At 71.5% G+C, this 15,285-nt stretch carries 11 protein-coding genes and 1 tRNA gene; 4 read left to right on the top strand and 8 right to left on the bottom strand.

Going from position 1 to position 15,285, the window contains the following annotated elements:
- The first annotated feature begins 13 nt into the window (after positions 1 to 13).
- The 3 genes from HL658_RS13570 to HL658_RS38170 all read left to right on the top strand — a co-directional run bounded on the left by HL658_RS13570 (position 14) and on the right by HL658_RS38170 (position 1,556).
- Positions 14 to 1,015 carry an aldo/keto reductase gene (locus tag HL658_RS13570; RefSeq protein ID WP_180282495.1) on the top strand — a complete coding sequence of 334 codons (1,002 nt, stop codon included), beginning with the start codon at positions 14 to 16 and terminating at the stop codon, positions 1,013 to 1,015.
- Positions 1,016 to 1,097: 82 nt separating this feature from the next.
- Positions 1,098 to 1,173: transfer RNA gene (locus HL658_RS13575), tRNA-Ala, on the top strand.
- Between the two features lie 176 nt (positions 1,174 to 1,349).
- Positions 1,350 to 1,556: a DUF6538 domain-containing protein gene (locus HL658_RS38170; RefSeq protein WP_425485335.1), complete on the top strand. Its 207-nt coding sequence runs from the start codon at positions 1,350 to 1,352 to the stop codon at positions 1,554 to 1,556.
- A 267-nt stretch (positions 1,557 to 1,823) separates the two neighbouring features.
- Here the strand turns inward: HL658_RS38170 and HL658_RS13580 are convergent, their stop codons facing one another.
- The 7 genes from HL658_RS13580 to bcsA are packed head-to-tail and all read right to left on the bottom strand — an operon-like array spanning position 1,824 to position 11,544.
- The gene (locus HL658_RS13580) at positions 1,824 to 2,456 is read right to left on the bottom strand and encodes a LysE family translocator (RefSeq protein WP_180282496.1); all 633 of its coding nucleotides are present in this window, start codon (positions 2,454 to 2,456) and stop codon (positions 1,824 to 1,826) included.
- A 10-nt stretch (positions 2,457 to 2,466) separates the two neighbouring features.
- Entirely contained in the window at positions 2,467 to 3,105 is a 639-nt protein-coding gene (locus HL658_RS13585; RefSeq protein ID WP_180282497.1) for a LysE family translocator, read from the bottom strand.
- A gap of 25 nt (positions 3,106 to 3,130) precedes the next feature.
- Positions 3,131 to 4,003, bottom strand: a complete 873-nt coding sequence (gene bcsN / locus HL658_RS13590) for a cellulose biosynthesis protein BcsN (RefSeq protein ID WP_180282498.1) — start codon at positions 4,001 to 4,003, stop codon at positions 3,131 to 3,133.
- A gap of 31 nt (positions 4,004 to 4,034) precedes the next feature.
- Positions 4,035 to 5,756 (bottom strand): hypothetical protein, encoded by a 1,722-nt coding sequence (locus HL658_RS13595; protein ID WP_180282499.1) that lies wholly within the window; start codon positions 5,754 to 5,756, stop codon positions 4,035 to 4,037.
- Positions 5,753 to 6,868 carry a family 8 glycosyl hydrolase gene (locus tag HL658_RS13600; RefSeq protein ID WP_343055095.1) on the bottom strand — a complete coding sequence of 372 codons (1,116 nt, stop codon included), beginning with the start codon at positions 6,866 to 6,868 and terminating at the stop codon, positions 5,753 to 5,755. Before HL658_RS13600 ends, HL658_RS13595 begins: the two co-directional genes overlap by 4 nt.
- 3 nt (positions 6,869 to 6,871) lie before the next feature.
- Complete coding sequence (locus HL658_RS13605) at positions 6,872 to 9,289, bottom strand: cellulose biosynthesis cyclic di-GMP-binding regulatory protein BcsB (protein WP_180282500.1); 2,418 nt, start codon at positions 9,287 to 9,289, stop codon at positions 6,872 to 6,874.
- Positions 9,286 to 11,544 (bottom strand): UDP-forming cellulose synthase catalytic subunit, encoded by a 2,259-nt coding sequence (bcsA, locus tag HL658_RS13610; protein ID WP_180282501.1) that lies wholly within the window; start codon positions 11,542 to 11,544, stop codon positions 9,286 to 9,288. Before bcsA ends, HL658_RS13605 begins: the two co-directional genes overlap by 4 nt.
- Before the next feature lie 278 nt (positions 11,545 to 11,822).
- On the opposite strand from bcsA, the gene HL658_RS13615 reads away from it, so the two are divergent.
- Positions 11,823 to 12,605 carry an enoyl-CoA hydratase gene (locus HL658_RS13615; RefSeq protein WP_180282502.1) on the top strand — a complete coding sequence of 261 codons (783 nt, stop codon included), beginning with the start codon at positions 11,823 to 11,825 and terminating at the stop codon, positions 12,603 to 12,605.
- Between the two features lie 3 nt (positions 12,606 to 12,608).
- Here the strand turns inward: HL658_RS13615 and HL658_RS13620 are convergent, their stop codons facing one another.
- Positions 12,609 to 15,227: a DUF2339 domain-containing protein gene (locus HL658_RS13620; protein ID WP_180287638.1), complete on the bottom strand. Its 2,619-nt coding sequence runs from the start codon at positions 15,225 to 15,227 to the stop codon at positions 12,609 to 12,611.
- Positions 15,228 to 15,285 lie beyond the last annotated feature (58 nt).

Here is a 15,285-nt window from a genome sequence, read left to right on the forward strand (position 1 = left end):
GGGGGAGGGTAGCATGGAACAGCGGACCCTGGGAACGTCGGGGCTGACGGTCTCGGCCATCGGGCTCGGCTGCATGGGCATGTCGGAATTCTACGGCACCCGCGACGACGCCGAATCACTCGCCACGCTGGAAGCGGCGGTGGAGGAGCATGGCATCACCCTGCTCGACACCGCCGACATGTACGGCAGCGGCCACAACGAGGAACTGCTCGGCCGCTTCCTGAAGGGCCGGCGCGACCGGGTGACGGTCGCCACGAAGTTCGCCATCCGCCGGCCGGACGACGCGCCCGTGGACAGCTACGTCCGCATCATCGACAGCTCCCCCGCCTACATGCGCACGGCGGTGGAGGCGTCGCTGAAGCGGCTGGGGGTCGACGTGATCGACCTCTACTATTGCCACCGCATCAACCCCGCCACGCCGGTGGAGGACACGGTCGGCGCCATGGCCGAGCTGGTGACCGCCGGCAAGATCCGGCACATCGGCCTGTCGGAGGTGCGCGGCGAGACGCTGCGCCGGGCTCACGCCGTCCACCCCATCACCGCGGTGCAGTCCGAATACTCGCTGTGGACCCGCGACCACGAAACCGACGTGCTGCCGGTGTGCCGCGAGCTGGGGGTGGGCTTCGTCGCCTATTCGCCGCTCGGCCGCGGCTTCCTGACGGGGGCGGTGACCGGCACCGAGGATCTGCCGGAACGCGACTTCCGCCGCCTGAACCCGCGCTTCCAGGGCGAGGCTCTCGCCGCCAACCGCCGGCTCGCCGACGCCGTGCGGGACGTGGCCGCCGAGGTCGGCTGCACCCCCGCCCAGCTCTGCATCGCCTGGGTGCTGCACCAGGGTCGGGGCATCGTGCCCATCCCCGGCACCAAGCGCCGCAAGTACCTGGCCGACAATGTGGGGGCCGTGTCGGTGGTTCTGGCGCCCGACATACTGGCCCGTCTCGACACCCTCTTCGCCCCCGGCTCGGTCACCGGCACCCGCTACCCCGAGGCGGGCATGAAGTTGGTGAACATTTGAGGCCGGCGTTTTCCGCGCGCAAGGACGCTTGACAGGGTGGCGGGAGATGACCTATATCCCCGCCACGCCGGTGACGGTGCGTGGGGCCGTAGCTCAGCTGGGAGAGCGACGCGTTCGCAATGCGTAGGTCGGGAGTTCGATCCTCCTCGGCTCCACCAATCCTCCTCAAGACAGTGATGCGACACAGGAATTCGCCCTGAAGCGGCGGAATTCCCTGCGGTGTGACACCGCCCTGTCGCACACGGCGTCGGCCGAATCGCCTCCATTCCCTTCAAAAGCCGCCGTTTCAGCCTGTCCGGGGTGTCGCACATCCCTGTCGCCCAAGCGGCGTCCCATGGGGCTGTGGCTGCGGGGAGCCGTGTGGCAATTCCGAACCCACCTTCCGGCCGACCTCCAGGCGGTTCTGGGCCGGACCCACATCAATCGCTCCCTCAGGACCAGCAGCCACCCCGACGCCATCCGGGCGGGACACGACCCGATCCCGGCCGGATCGAGGGGGCGCGGCTGTCGCGCAAGCCGGTGTCACGGGTCGGCTTCCTGATCCTCGAATGCGGTGCCCGTGACGCGGATCCGCGCCGCGCGCTTCTGGCGCTCGGTCCGGCGGCACCGGCGTTGGGGATGGGTGAGCCCGTGGCGATGGTGCGCCACATGCCGGGTCGACCGAGCAAGGTGGAAGCCCGCCCGGTTCCCGGCTGGCAAACCCGGCCGGACCGTTCGTCGGCGACCCGAAATCGGCTGCCCGAAAGGGCGTGCCGGCTCGATTCCGGCCTGGGGCAGCAAACATCTCCCCGCGTTTTCCAGGCAGGCCCTACCGGCGCGCGTCCGTCGCCATGCGGATGGCGAGCCCGGCCAGGACGGTCGCCATGATCCAGCGCTGCACGGCCAGCCATGTGGGGCGGCGGGCCAGGAACAGGGCGATGGAGCCGGCCGCCACCACCAGCAGGGCGTTGACCGTCACGCTCACACCGATCTGCACGGAGCCGAGAACCAGCGATTGGGTCAGCACATCGCCGCGCGCCGGATCGATGAACTGCGGCAGCAGCGACAGGTAGAGCATCGCGATCTTGGGATTGAGCAGATTGGTCAGGAACCCCATCGCGAACAGAGTGCGCGGGCTGTCGACAGGAAGGTCGCGGACCTGGAACGGAGAGCGTCCTCCGGGCCTCACGGCCTGCCACGCCAGATAGAAGAGATAGACGGCCCCGGCGATGCGCAGGGCGTCGTAGGCGTAGGGCACCGCGAACACCAGCGCCGTGATGCCGAGGGCGGAGCACAGCATGTAGACCACGAAGCCCAGCGCCACGCCGCCCAGCGAGATCAACCCCGCCCTTCGATTCTGGCAGATCGAGCGGGACACCAGATAGACCATGTTGGGTCCCGGTGTCAGGACCATGCCGAGGGCCACCAGGGCGAAGGCCAGAATCGTCGTCGAGGTCGGCATGCGGCCCTCCCTACCCCCGCCGGGCCGCCAGACCCGGCACGGCGTGCGCGATGGCGTGCAGGGCGAAGCCGATGAACAGCAGGCCCGACGCGCGGGTGATCAGCAGCGCGTGCCGGCGGTAGAGGCGGCGCACCGGGGCGGCGCCGACGACCAGGATCAGCAGCAGGTCGGCCACGACGAAGCCGCAGGCCGACGCGGCCAGCAGCCAGGGCAGACTGTCCCAGGACAGCGAGCCGGAGTCGGCGGCCAGCAACGCCGTGAACATGGCGACCGCCACCGGATAGCCCTTGGGGTTGGTCAGGCCGAAGGCGAGGCCGCGCAGCAGCGGGCGGCGCACGGCGGTGTCGACGCTGCCGTCCGCCGCCGGGCGGGCGCGCAGTGCCGTCCAGCCGATCCAGAACAGATAGGCGCCGCACACCAGCCCCAGCAGGTCGAACACCAGCGTGCCGATGGTCTTGGCCCCGACGATGGCGACAAGCGCCAGGAAGGCCCACACCACGTCGCCCGCGAAATGCCCGCACAGGAACGCCGCCCCGGCCATGCGCCCCTGTGCGGCACCGATGCCGAGCAGCGCCAGGAAGGCCGGACCGGGGGTCAGGGTGTAGGCGGCGGCGGCCAGGGTGGCGGCCGTCAGCAGCGACAGATCCATGGGTGCGCTCCGACGGTGGGACCGGTCACGGCGGGGTGCCGAGGACCAGGGGCGGGATCACGCGCGGGCTGTTGCCGGTGCCCGTGCCGGTGCTGTTGCCCTCGAACTCGTTCATCGTCTCGCGCGGCAACGGCCTTGCCGTCGCGGCGGGCGGCGCGGTGCTGTTGCCCTCGAACTCGTCCATCGTCTCGCGCGGCAGCGGTCTTGCGGTCGCGGCGGGCGGCGGGCGGCGGGGGGTGGCGGGCTCGTACGGGATCGCCAGGGACGGCCGGGCCACCGGTTCGGCTTCCAGTATGTCCGGGGCCACGGTGAGGATCAGCCCCTCGAAGGGGCGGAGCAGCGCCTCCACCGAACGGCCGCTGCCGCAGACCCGCCATTCCAGCCGGATCGCGGCCAGCGTCTCCGGCAGGATGCGCTCGCGGTCGTCGATGAGCTGCCACGCCAGCACGCAGGCCGACGTCTCGTTGCGGGCGATCGCGAAGTCGTAGTCGCCGTAGCGGTTGCGGCGCACCGTGTCGCCGATGGCCGGCTCCATGTCCGGAAATTCCCGCCTCAGCGTCTTCAGCAGCCGTTCCTCGGTGTAGAGCGGCACGGGATAGGGCCGGTCGGGCCGGGTCATGGCGCCGAAGATGCTGTCCGGCACCCATTCCACGTCCAGGCTCAGCCGGTTCTCACCGGGCAGGCTGGTGGGGTTGGCGAGGATCAGGTTGTAGCTGTCGAACACCTCGCCGATGGTGCGCCGGCGCGCCGCGATCGGGCGGGCGCCGCCGTCCTGCAGCAGCACCGGCACGTCGGCGGGCTGGATGCGGCTCCACAGGGTGGGCAGACGGTCCCCCAGGTCGCGGCGGAAGCCGGGCGCGCAGCCGGCCAGCATGGCGCCCAGGACGAGCAGTGCCACGGCCAATGTCGGAAGGCGGCAACCCACGGTCTCACCCACCCCTGTAGATCGCTTGGCGCGCCGTGTCGACGGCGTTCCGGGTATCCTCGGTCGACAGGCGGCGGTCAAGCGCCTCGAACAGTTCCAGCGCCTCGCCGTGACGATTCATGTTGTAGAGGGTCCAGCCGCGCATCAGCGTCAGCCCCCGCGATTCGGGCGCCAGCGGCAGCCGGGCGTCGAGCAGCCGCAGCGTGTCGCGGAAGCGCTCCTCCTGATAGGCGCGCAGCGCCTGGGAGGCGAGCGCGCTGGCCTTCAGGTCGCGCTGGTGCTCGGCCCCCAGCCCGCTGCCGGGCAGGTCGTGCATCACGCCGGCGGTGTCGTCCATGCGCATGCGCGCGACCATGCCGCCATACTGCGCCTCCTCCGCGATGCGGCGGCGCTCGGCACCGCCGGCCTTGGCGGACAGGGCGCGCGCCTCCGCGAAGGAATCCTCCGCCTCCGACGGGCGGTTCAGCTCCATCAGGCACCAGCCGCGCTGCTGCGCCAGCCCGGCGGTCACGCGGTTGGCCCGCCGCTCCCGCTCGATCAGGTCCAGGCACAGGCTCCAGTCGCGCGCCGCCACCGCCCGGTCGAGCGGGCTCGGCCCCTGCGGCCCGCCGCCACCGCCGCCCGGCGGCTTGACCACCGCGCGCAGCGCCCGGTCGACGCGCTCCGACTTGCCGCGCCAGGGAGCACCGGCGGCCACCGCCTCCTCCTTGCGGTTGAGGCCGGCGAGCGCCAGGATCAGCCCCTCCGCCGCGCGGTCGCTGGCGGCCCATTCGTTGGCACGGGTGAACCAGTCGCGCGCTTGCCCGAACTGCTTCTTGTTCTGGTAGAACCATCCCAGCGCGATCGCGGCATCGGCGTCGCGCCGCTCGGTCACGTTGCTCTCGGCGCGGGCGAGGTCCTCGGCCGGCGGGTTGACGCCCTTGGCGCCCAGCCGCTCCAGCGTGCGGCCGACGTCCAGCTCGGCCATGGCCCGGCGGACGATGGCGTAATCCTCCCCCGGTGCCGGGTTGGCGCTGCCGGCGATGTCGGCCAGTTCGCGCATGCGGTCCTGCGGCAGGTAGCGGCTGGCCTTGAACAGGGTGTCGCGCCGCTCCGACGCCTTGGTGCAGGTGGTGGCCGCCGTGCGGAACAGCTCGAAGGCGCGGTCGGTCTGCTTCAGCTCGCCATAGGCCTCCGCCGTGCGCCACAGGCTGTCGAGACGGTTGCAGGTCAGCAGCCGCGGATCCGCCGCGGCGGCATCCACCACCTCCTGCCAGCGCTTGCCCTCGCTGGCGCCGCGCAGCCGCGCCGTCGCCTCGGCGATGTCCAGCTCGGCCAGCAGCTTCTCCGACGGCTGCCAGGACGGGGTCTTGCGCCGCGCCTCGGCGATGGCGGCCCGCGCCTCCGCCATCTGGCCGGCCGACACCAGCTTCCAGAAGGGAGACTCGTCCACCCCCGCCTGCACCGGCTGCGGCGCGAACAGATCCTTGGGCGGCTGCCAGGACGGATCGATGGATTTCAGCCGCGCGATCTCCGCCTCCAGCCGCGCCACATCACCGATGCGGGCGTAGTAGCGCAGCGCCGTCTCGTCGACGCGGCCGGGTGCGGCCTGTCCGCCACCGGGCTGCTCCACCTCCACCTGCACGCCGGGAGCGAGCGCGCGGGGCGTCGGCGAACCGCCCTGCTGGGCCAGCGCCGGGACGGAGAGGGCCAGAACGGATGCGGTCAGAAGCAGAAGGCGCGTCATGGGCTCAGTCCGAGGCTTCGTTCGGCAAGACGGGTCAGCAGGAACAGCACGGTGGAATAGTAATCCTCGTCAGCGCCCAACGGTGGCACCACGATGGCGTTGCCGCTTTCGGCGATGCGGGTGGCGAGCCGCAGCACCGCCAGCATGCCGACCGACGCCGGCACTTGCGCCGTGGTGCCGCCCGGCAGCGACACGGTCGCCGGGATCGGCCCGTTGCCGAAGGGGGCGGCGAAGGCGCCGTAGGGACGGAAGTACCAGGGATCGCGGTAGCCGGCCCAGGCCAGATACAGCGGCACCCGGATCGCGTCGTAGCCGAACTGCTTGCGGAAGCCGTCGGGAAGCGTGAGCGACCCGTCCTCCGCCAGCAGCGCCCAGTCCGGCGGAAGCTGCCCCTGGCCGATCCGCGCCTTGGCGAGGAACACCAGGGCCGATCCGATCACCCCGTCCCACCCGCCGGACGGCTCCGCCGCCGCGAAGGCCTGGAAGGCGGGCATGATCAGATAGCTGGGGTTGACGATGACGGCGCCACCGCGGCGGAACCCGGTCACGCCCGGCAGCGGCAGCGTCATGCCCGCCTGCCGCACCAGCGTGTGCTGCCGGATCGCCTGCAACAGCGCCAGTGCCGCGCCCCGCAGGTCCGCGTCCTTCCACAGCTCGGCCGCGCGCAGCAGACCCCAGGCGATCAGGATGTCGCCGTCGGTGGCGTTGTTGGGATCGGTCACACCCTTGCCCGACTCCCACTTCCAGGCCGAGAGGCCGTCGGGGCGGACCATCAGGTTGCGCTTCGTCCAGCCCCACAGCCGGTCCACCGCGCCGCGGTCGCGCGCCGCCGTGGCGAGGACGAGGCCGTAGCCCTGCCCCTCCGAATGGCTGATGCCGCCGTTGCCGGTGTCCGTCACCCGGCCGTCGGCGCCGAGGAAACGGCCGGCGAAGCCATGCCAGGACGGCGCGTCCAGCTCCGCCCCCGCCGTCTGCGCCCCCCCCGTCTGTCCCCTGGCCGGTGCGGGCAGCACCGCGGCCAGCATGCCGGCAGCTCCGGCGCCGAGCAGCGCGCGCCGGCCCGGATCCACGCTGCCGTTGCCCCGGCCTGTGATCTTGCCCCCCACGATCACGCCCTACTCCACCCGGCGCCCGAGGCGCAGCAGCAGATGGATGGTGATCGCCAGCAGCAGCACCGACCCCAGAAGCAGCCCGAACAGCACGTCGATGCGCTGCGACAGGTTGCTCGCGGCGATCAGGAAGACGTTCCGCAGGTCGCGCGGGTTGACCAGGATGTTGTAGGTGGCGGACGGTTTCAGGTCGGCCACGCCGCCGCCGCCGCTGCGCCAGAGGGCGGCCCCGCCGTCCACGTCCGTCCACAGGGCGGCGGTGACCAGCCTCTCGGTGGCCCGCTCCGCCACGGTGGCGTCGGTGCCGGTCAGCACGGTCCAGGTGCTGCGGTCGCCGCCCGGCCCGGCGAACTGCAGCAGCGCGGTGTCGGGCAGGAAATCGTCACCGCCGACGATGGGCATCAGGTCGGTGTTGGCGACGGCGACCCCGGCCGACCCCGTCCAGCTCACCAGCTCCAGCACGCGCGACAACAGGCCCTGCAGCGACATCGGCTGGTCGGGCGGCGGGGGTGCCGTGCGTTCGGCCAGACGCTCCCAGCGCGCGGCGCTCGATTCCAGGCTCACGGGCGAGGCGCCGGCCACGGCAGCCGGGCCGCGCGCCGGCGGCCGCACGCTGCGCAGCCGCTCCACGATGCGCCGCCGCTCCGCGTCCGGCAGCGGCTCGCCGGACGCCAGCGCCTGCGACATGCGGGTGCCGGCCTCGAGCAGGCTGGCCAGCCGGTCGGGGGCGAGCTGGGTGCCGCCGAGTGCGGCCTGCGGCAGGCTGCCCACCGGCCCGATGATCAGCGCGTCGCGCCCGGCGGGGGCGTTCCAGCCGATGGACGGCACGGCGCGCAGCACCTCCCCGGCGCTCTGCGCCAAACGCGCCACAAGGGTCAGCGCCACGCCGTTCCACGCCTCGTCCTTGCCGGCGACGATCAGGTCGAAGGGCTCGGCCCGCGTCCCGTCGGAGCGCAGGAAGGGAAAGCCGGTGCGCGCGGTGGTGCCGAGGTCGGGGAGCGTCACCAGCCGGGCGAAGGTCGGCACCTCCACCTCCGAATTGTCGAACAGGGTGAAGCGCGGCTTGCGGATGGCGTAGAGGCAGTCGGTCTCCTGCGCCGGCGGCAGCTCGGCCTGGAACTCGATGCGGTTCTGGCCCGACCGGAACAGGTTCATGGGCAGCCGCATCTCCGCCCGGCGGATGTCGCCGCTGGAGCGCTGGTCCACCTCGATGGCGCCGGCCATCCGGCCGTTGACCCGCAGGTTCAGCACGGCGCCGCGGCCCAGCTCACCCTCGAAGGCGGCGTTGATGCGCAGCGCGATGGTGCGGTCCGCCACCGGCTTGTAGTCGGCGGGCAGCCGCACGTCGAGCCGACCGGTGTAGCGGTAGCCGGTGTGGGTCACCGTCGGGACGCCGAGCTGGGCCAGCCGGTAGCGGCCGGGACCCAGCACCGTGTCGGGCCGCGACGGCACCGCAACCGGCGACGCCTCCACCAGGGCGGAGGCCTGGGTGGTCAGCGGCCGGTGGATGTCGGCGAAGCGCAGCGCCGCCTGGTCCACCTCGTCCACGGTGCGGCCGGAGACCACGATGAGGAAGCCGCCCGGTGCCGATCCCGACGGGTAGACGCCGAGGAAGGGGCCGCCGATGCCCTGCAGGATGGCGGGGGCCAGCACGCCGGCCAGCTCGTCCCGCGGCCCGATCAGCACGGCCTTGGGCGACGGCGCCGCCGGGCCGGGAAGCACCGGGGATGGCGCCTCGCCCGGCTGGGGCGCCGGCAGGGCGATGCTGGCGACGCGCGGTGCCCGCTCACCGAGCGCCAGCGCGTAACCCTGCGCCACCAGGGCGCCCCAGCCGAGATGGTCGGGCCGCATGGTGGCGCCGACACGCAGGATCGCCAGCGGGCTGTCAGCCCGGTCGCTGGCGGCCAGCAGTTGCGGCAGCATGGCGAGGTCGGGCACCGGCGGCGGCGCGTCGGTGCGCAGCACCAGGGCGGAGCGGGCGAGATGCACCCGGCTCCACAGGTCGTAGGTGCCGCGGACGTTGCAGAAGGCGCGGTGCTGCGCCTCGTGCCGCAGGGTGATGCGGTTCTCGCCCGGCCGGATGCGGTCGGCCGGCAGGGTGATCGAGGCGGTGACCGGCCCGCGGTAGGCGGACAGCGGCAGCTCCGCCACCGGCTCCCCGTTGACGGCCAGCAGCATGCGGCTGCGCTCGGGCAGCAGGTCGATGCCGTTCTCGTACTGGATGGTCAGCACCACCTGGCGCAGCGGCGCCATCGGCGGGGCCATGGCGGTGAGGGTGATCTCGTCCGCCTCCCCGTGCATCTCCACCTGAGCCGCGCCATCCATGACGCTCGAGAGCGGGATGGTCCGCTCGTCGCCCGCCAGCGCCGGTGCCCGCGCGGCCAGCGGCAGGAGCAGGAGCAGCGCGACGACGAGGCGCCTCATCGCTCGTCCTCCGCCGGGCGCCGGAACAGCGCGCGCAGCCCGTAACCGATCATCGCGAAGATCGCCACGGTGGCGCGCGGGACGATGCGCGAGAAGAAATAGATGAAGCCGAACATCAGGTTCGGCGCGTTCGAGCGCTTCCGCCCGATCCACGCGTCCCAGCCCGCGCTGTTGCCGAAGACCAGGCGCGACACGGTCAGCACCTCGTCCCGGTCGGCCGGGGCGAAGCCGGCCCCGACCAGCAGGTCGCCGCCCTTGGTTTCGATGCGCAGCAGCTTCACGCGGGTGGCGAGCGGCTGCCCGTCGATCGGATCCTCCACCGACACCAGCGGCTTCACCGCCTCCGCGACCCGCTCGCGCCAGCGCGACTCGACGCGCAGGCCGAGGCCGCCCGCCGAGACATCGACGATGACGACGGGGATCACCGTGCCGTCCTCCAGCGTCAGCTCGCCGGAGCGGTTCATCGCCACACGCTCCTGCCGGCGCACCCGCTTGCGCTCGTACACCACCGCCAGCCCGCTGGCGGCCAGCAGGAAGCTCAGCAGGTTCCACACCGCCACCGGGGCGATGGCGTCGCGGTACTCGGGGTAGTGGATGTAGCGCCAGATGCACAGCGCCAGCCCGCCACCCAGCATCAGCGCCACCACCAGGAAGGGCAGCGCCAGCTCGGAGAAGCGGGTGCGGTCCACCTGCTCGCCCTTGGCCGTCACCTTGAAGGTGGGCTTGCGCGGGCTGATGATGGTGGAAATGGCGGCCAGCGAGATGTGCAGCGACATCACGTATTCGTACAGTTCCGAGAACAGCGGCCAGCGCGTTCGCCCGTGCAGCAAATGCGCCAGGAAGATCGCCGAGAAGATGTGCGGCAGCACGAAGCAGGTGAAGTCGTAGAGATTGACCCGGAAGATCTCCAGCCCGAAGAACGCGTAGCAGAGCGGCGCCAGCATGAACACCGGCCGCCAGAACCAGAAGAACCAGTACATCATCGTGCTGGTGTAGCAGAGGCGCTGGGGCACGGTCAGGCCGCGCTTGAACACCGGGTTCTTCAGGATGAAGAGCTGCATCATGCCCTGCGCCCAGCGGGAGCGCTGGGCGATGAAGGTGCTGAAGGTCTCAGGCTGCAAGCCGGCGATCAGAGGGCGCGGCAGATAGGCGCTGCGCCAGCCGCGGGCGTGCAGTTCCAGCGCCGTCTCGCAATCCTCCGTGATGGTGTCGCCGGCGATGCCGCCCACCTCCTCCAGCGCCGTGCGCCGCAGCACCGCCGCCGACCCGCAGAAGAAGGAGGCGTTCCAGCGGTCCAGCCCCGGCTGGATCGAGTAGTAGAACATCTCGTTCTCGCTGGGCATCTTCTCGAAGGTGCGCAGGTTGTATTCGACCGGATCCGGGTTCACGAAGAAATGCGGCGTCTGCACCAGGAACAGGCCGGGATCGGCCTGGAAGAAGCCGACGGTGCAGCGCAGGAAATCCACGGTGGGCACATGGTCGGCGTCGAGGATCAGCACCAGCTCGCCATCGGTGCGCTGGAAGGTGTAGTTGACGTTGCCGGCCTTCGCGTGGGTGTTGCGGTCGCGGGCGACATAGTTGACGCCGAGCCGCTGGCACAGCTCCGACAGCACGCGCCGGCGCTCGCGCGCCGCGGCCGCGGCCTCGGGGTTGGCCTGGTTGACCTTCTGGTCGGTTCCGCCGTCGTCGAGCAGATGGACCTTGAAGCGGTCGGTCGGGTAATCGAGCGCGATCGCCGCGGCCAGCGTCGTCTCCAGCAGCTCCGGCTCCTCGTTGTAGCTGGGGATGAACACGTCCACCGTCGGCCATTCCGACGGCTCGCCCACCGGCGGCATCGGCTTGCGCACGATGGGGTCCAGGATGACGAACAGCGACAGGAAGAACAGGGTGAAGGTCATCAGTTCCGCCAGGAACAGGATGATGCCGGGGATGAAGTTCATCAGGTCGTCGGCCGGCGGGATCGTGCCGTCGAGGCGCCAGAAGAAATAGCGCAGCGTGATGAAGGCCAGCAGCAGCACCGTCATGGTGCGCGCGTGCCACAGCCGTTCGGAGAATCGGCCGAGCACGAAAGCGACCACGACGATGGCCACGGAAATGGCGGCGCTGGCGTCGCGCCCCACCGGCAGGGCCGCAAGGCCCAGGAACGCGGCGGCGGCGGCCAGGCACAGGATCCACAGAAGCAGGGACGCGAAACGGCGACCCGGCCCCTTCTGGCCAGGGCCGCCAAGTGGCGCGACGCTGCGGGCGGCTTCCATGGACACGTTCGAAACCTGCGGAATATCCTATGGTTAAGGGAGATACATCATGACTAAAATACATCAAGTATTTTTCGCGCTTGCGTTCGGGATGCGGGGACTCCGACACATTCCGGACACACCTCACGATCCTGGAGGAACGGTCCGGCAAGCGACGCACGATTCAAATTGATGAATCTTATAATATTCGACAGCAATATGATTTCCAATCCGGGTCGATCCACGCGATAAAAAGCCGCACCCGATTGCCATCGGATGAAACAAACAGGGAGGAGGCCATGAACCCGCACATCATCACAACGATTGATGAAGGCATTCTTACCATCCGGATCACGCGGCCGGAGAAGAAGAACGCGCTCACCCTTGCCATGTACGCAGCACTTGCCGATGCGATCCGTGGCGCTGGTGACGACGAATCGGTGTGCGCCATCATCCTCACGGGCGCCGACGGTGCCTTCTCGGCGGGAAACGACCTGAATGATTTCCTGTCGGTCGCCGCCACCGGCCTGTCCGGAGCGACGCCGATCCTCGCCTTCATCGAATCGCTGGCGCGGGCGCGCAAACCGCTGATCGCCGCGGTGGACGGGGTGGCGGTGGGCATCGGCTCCACCCTGCTGCTGCACTGCGATTTCGTCTACGCCAGCCCGAGCAGCCTGTTCCGCTTCCCATTCGTCGATCTCGGGCTGGTGCCGGAGGCCGGGTCCTCGCTGCTGCTGCCGGCGCTGGCCGGTCGCGCGCGGGCGGCGGAGCTGCTGATGCTCGGCGACGCGTTCGACTCCGCGACCGCCGAGCGGATCGGCCTCGTCACCGCGGTGGTGGAGCCGGACGCGCTGCTGCCCAGGGCCATGGAGACCGCGCGCCGGCTGTCGGCGAAGCCGCAGGCGGCGCTTCTGGCCACCAAGGCGCTGCTCCGTTCCGACGCCGATGCGGTCATGGAACGGGTCATGACGGAGGCGCGTGCCTTCGACACCTGCCTGCGCACGCCCGAGCTGAGGGAGGCCGTCACCGCCTTCCGTGAGGGCCGCAAGCCGGACTTCGCCCGCGCCCGGCGTGGGGGGTGACGCTCACTCCCCCGGAGCCGGTGGCGGCTCGGCGGATGGTGGCGGGGCGGCCGGCGGGCGCAGCAGCACGAAACGCTGGTACACGAAGCCGATGCCGAGCAGCGCCGCCCCCAGCCCGATGAAGGACACCGCCCGCCACAGCCCGGTCAGCGCCGCCATGTCGATCAGGAACACCTTCGCGACGCTGACCAGGATGACCAGCAGCGACGCGTAGCGCAGCACCAGGCTGCCGCGCAGCAGCCCCGCCGCCAGCAGCGCCACCCCGAACAGCAGCCAGGCGACGGAATAGGCGTACAGCTCCGCGTCCGTGTCGGGGCCGACGTCGAGACGGCTGCCGTGGAAGGCATGGCGTACGCTCAGCGTCAGCCACAGCCACGCCAGCCCCAACGCCGCCGCACCGGCCCAGCGCGGAAGGCGCAGCGAGCCCCGCCGGCGGCTGGCGACGGCGAATCCCACGGCCAGCACCGCCGGCACGGCGTACGCCAGCGTGACCAGATTGATCAGGAACAGCTCGCCCACCGGATCCCCGGTCAACAGCGGATTCAGCGCGACCACCGCGCCGAACAGCACCTGCACGGTGGCCATGGTCCCGAGCAAGCGCCAGCCCCAGCGTACGGTCGGCACCGACTGGTCGCCGCGCACGTACAGGAACAGCGCCATGCCCAGCCACCACGCGCTGTTCAGCCCCGCCTCCAGCAGGTCGTAGCCCGGCCGGTCCAGCGGCCCGTCGTCGGCCAGCATGCGGATCTGCAGGCTCACCAGTACCACCACGAAGCTGAGCGCGCCCGCCTCCAGCACCGAGCGCAGCCAGGGGCCGGCGTCCGCCCCGAAACCGCGCCGCGCCGCCAGGAAGGCCAGCGCCGCCAGCCCGTAGCCGGGCCAGATCCAGAAACCGCCGAGCGGCCCGCCGTCGTGATAGGTCAGCACCAGCGGATTCAGCGACAGCCGCATCACCACCGCCACCGCCAGCCCGAGCGACACCCAGCGCAGGCCGCGCACCGGCACATGCCGGTGCACATAGGACGCGCCGGCCACCGTCACCGCCAGGGCGGTGCTGAGCCACGCGTCGCGCAGCAGGAAAACGGCGCCAACGGAAACGGCGGCCAGCGCCCCGGTGGCCTGCGCGGCCAGCAGCCCCGCCCACGGCGCGTGGTCGCGGTGCCGGCCGGCCAGTGCCGCGAGCCCCACATGCAGCGCGGCGGCCCCCAGCGCCAGCGCCGTCCAAACCGGGTCGGTATTGCCGTCCGTCTCCAGCCCGTAGTCGATGACCAGCAGGAGCAGCGGCCCCGCCGTGCCCACGAATCCGAACCAGCCCGCACGCTCGCTGCCATGGGCCAGCACGAAGCCGGCGACGATCAGGGCAAAGGCCGCTCCGGCCGCGTACAGGATAAGGCCCGGATCGCCGTCGAACACCAGCGACGCGACGATGGCCATCAACACGGCGGCCACGGCCCCGCCGGTGTGGCGGGCGCTGGCCCGGTCATCGACCAGCAGCGCGACGCCCAGCCCGGCCGCCAGCGCCACCGCCAGCGTCCCCTCGGTCCGCCCGACTAGGAGTGCCGCCCCGCCCGCCAGGGTCAGCACCGCCAGCCCCAACCCGGTCCCGTCCACCCAACGGCCGGACCAGCGCGAGGCTCCGGCGTCGTGCCATCGCAGGCCCAGCGCCAGGGCGGTCGATCCCAGCAGCAGGAAGGCCCCGTTCCACGGGGTCGCATCGCCGGACCGGTCGATCAGCCAGAGCACCAGCCAAGCGACCGCGCCGCCATGCGCCAGCAACAGCGCCCACGACCAGCCGCGCCAGCGCGCCACCAGTCCGGCGACCGCGGTGATCGCGCACAGATAGAGGAACAGCCCGGTGACGTTCCCGGAGTCGCCGCCGACGATCGCCGGAACCGCCAGCGCGCCGGCGATGCCCAGGGCGGCCACCGGCGCGCCGTGCAGAAGACCGAGCCCGACCGCGACCAACGACACCAGCGCCAGCCCGACGAAGGCGGAGAATTGCGCGATCAGGCCATACAGCCCATGCGCGGCGAAGACGGCGGCGTAGGCCACGGCGATGCCGGCCCCCGCGGCGCTCGGCGCCAGATGGTCCGCTCCCAGCGGCCCGATCCCCTGCGCCGGCGTCCGCCGCCGCAGCCGCTCCGCAACGCCGACCAGCCCCACCGCAAGCGCCAATCCCAGAAGAATGCGCAGCGACGGCGACAGCAGCCCCGTTTCGATGGACACCTGGACGAGGAAGGCGCCGCCCAACGCCAGCGCCACGCCGCCGATCCAGATCAGCCAGCGCCCGGTGAGGCGGGATTCCAGCCCCTGTTGCGGTTCCGGTGTTGCGGATTCACGGGCCAGCACTGGGTCGGGCGCGGTCGGTTCCGCCTCCGGAACGGCATCAACCGCCTCGGTAGCCAGCGGTTCGGGCTCTATGCCCGGCTCGGGAATGGCCTCGGGCGCGGTCCCGGTGCGTGGTCCCGCGGCCAGCGCCGCCTGAAGATCCGCGACGGTGCGCTCCAGCGCCTCGATCCGGTTCCGCTGTCCCCGCACCTGGACAAAAGCCGACAAACCCAGGAAGGGAAGCACCGCGTACCCCAGCCCCAGGAGCACGAGCAGAATCTCTTCGTCCATCATACAAGCCGCCCCCGAGACCGGCGGCATCACGCGGCGCACCGGTTCCCCGATGAGGCGG

This window comes from Azospirillum oleiclasticum, assembly GCF_013423485.1.
GTDB classification, from domain to species: Bacteria; Pseudomonadota; Alphaproteobacteria; order Azospirillales; family Azospirillaceae; genus Azospirillum; species Azospirillum oleiclasticum.

Bases quoted from the DNA above. Each gene is read 5' to 3' on its own strand.
- HL658_RS13570 (WP_180282495.1), top strand. From the start codon at position 14: ATGGAACAGCGGACCCTGGGAACGTCGGGGCTGACGGTCTCGGCCATC.
- HL658_RS38170 (WP_425485335.1), top strand. From the start codon at position 1,350: ATGGGGCTGTGGCTGCGGGGAGCCGTGTGGCAATTCCGAACCCACCTT.
- HL658_RS13580 (WP_180282496.1), bottom strand. From the start codon at position 2,456: ATGCCGACCTCGACGACGATTCTGGCCTTCGCCCTGGTGGCCCTCGGC.
- HL658_RS13585 (WP_180282497.1), bottom strand. From the start codon at position 3,105: ATGGATCTGTCGCTGCTGACGGCCGCCACCCTGGCCGCCGCCGCCTAC.
- HL658_RS13595 (WP_180282499.1), bottom strand. From the start codon at position 5,756: ATGACGCGCCTTCTGCTTCTGACCGCATCCGTTCTGGCCCTCTCCGTC.
- HL658_RS13605 (WP_180282500.1), bottom strand. From the start codon at position 9,289: ATGAGGCGCCTCGTCGTCGCGCTGCTCCTGCTCCTGCCGCTGGCCGCG.
- bcsA (WP_180282501.1), bottom strand. From the start codon at position 11,544: ATGGAAGCCGCCCGCAGCGTCGCGCCACTTGGCGGCCCTGGCCAGAAG.
- HL658_RS13615 (WP_180282502.1), top strand. From the start codon at position 11,823: ATGAACCCGCACATCATCACAACGATTGATGAAGGCATTCTTACCATC.
- HL658_RS13620 (WP_180287638.1), bottom strand. From the start codon at position 15,227: ATGATGGACGAAGAGATTCTGCTCGTGCTCCTGGGGCTGGGGTACGCG.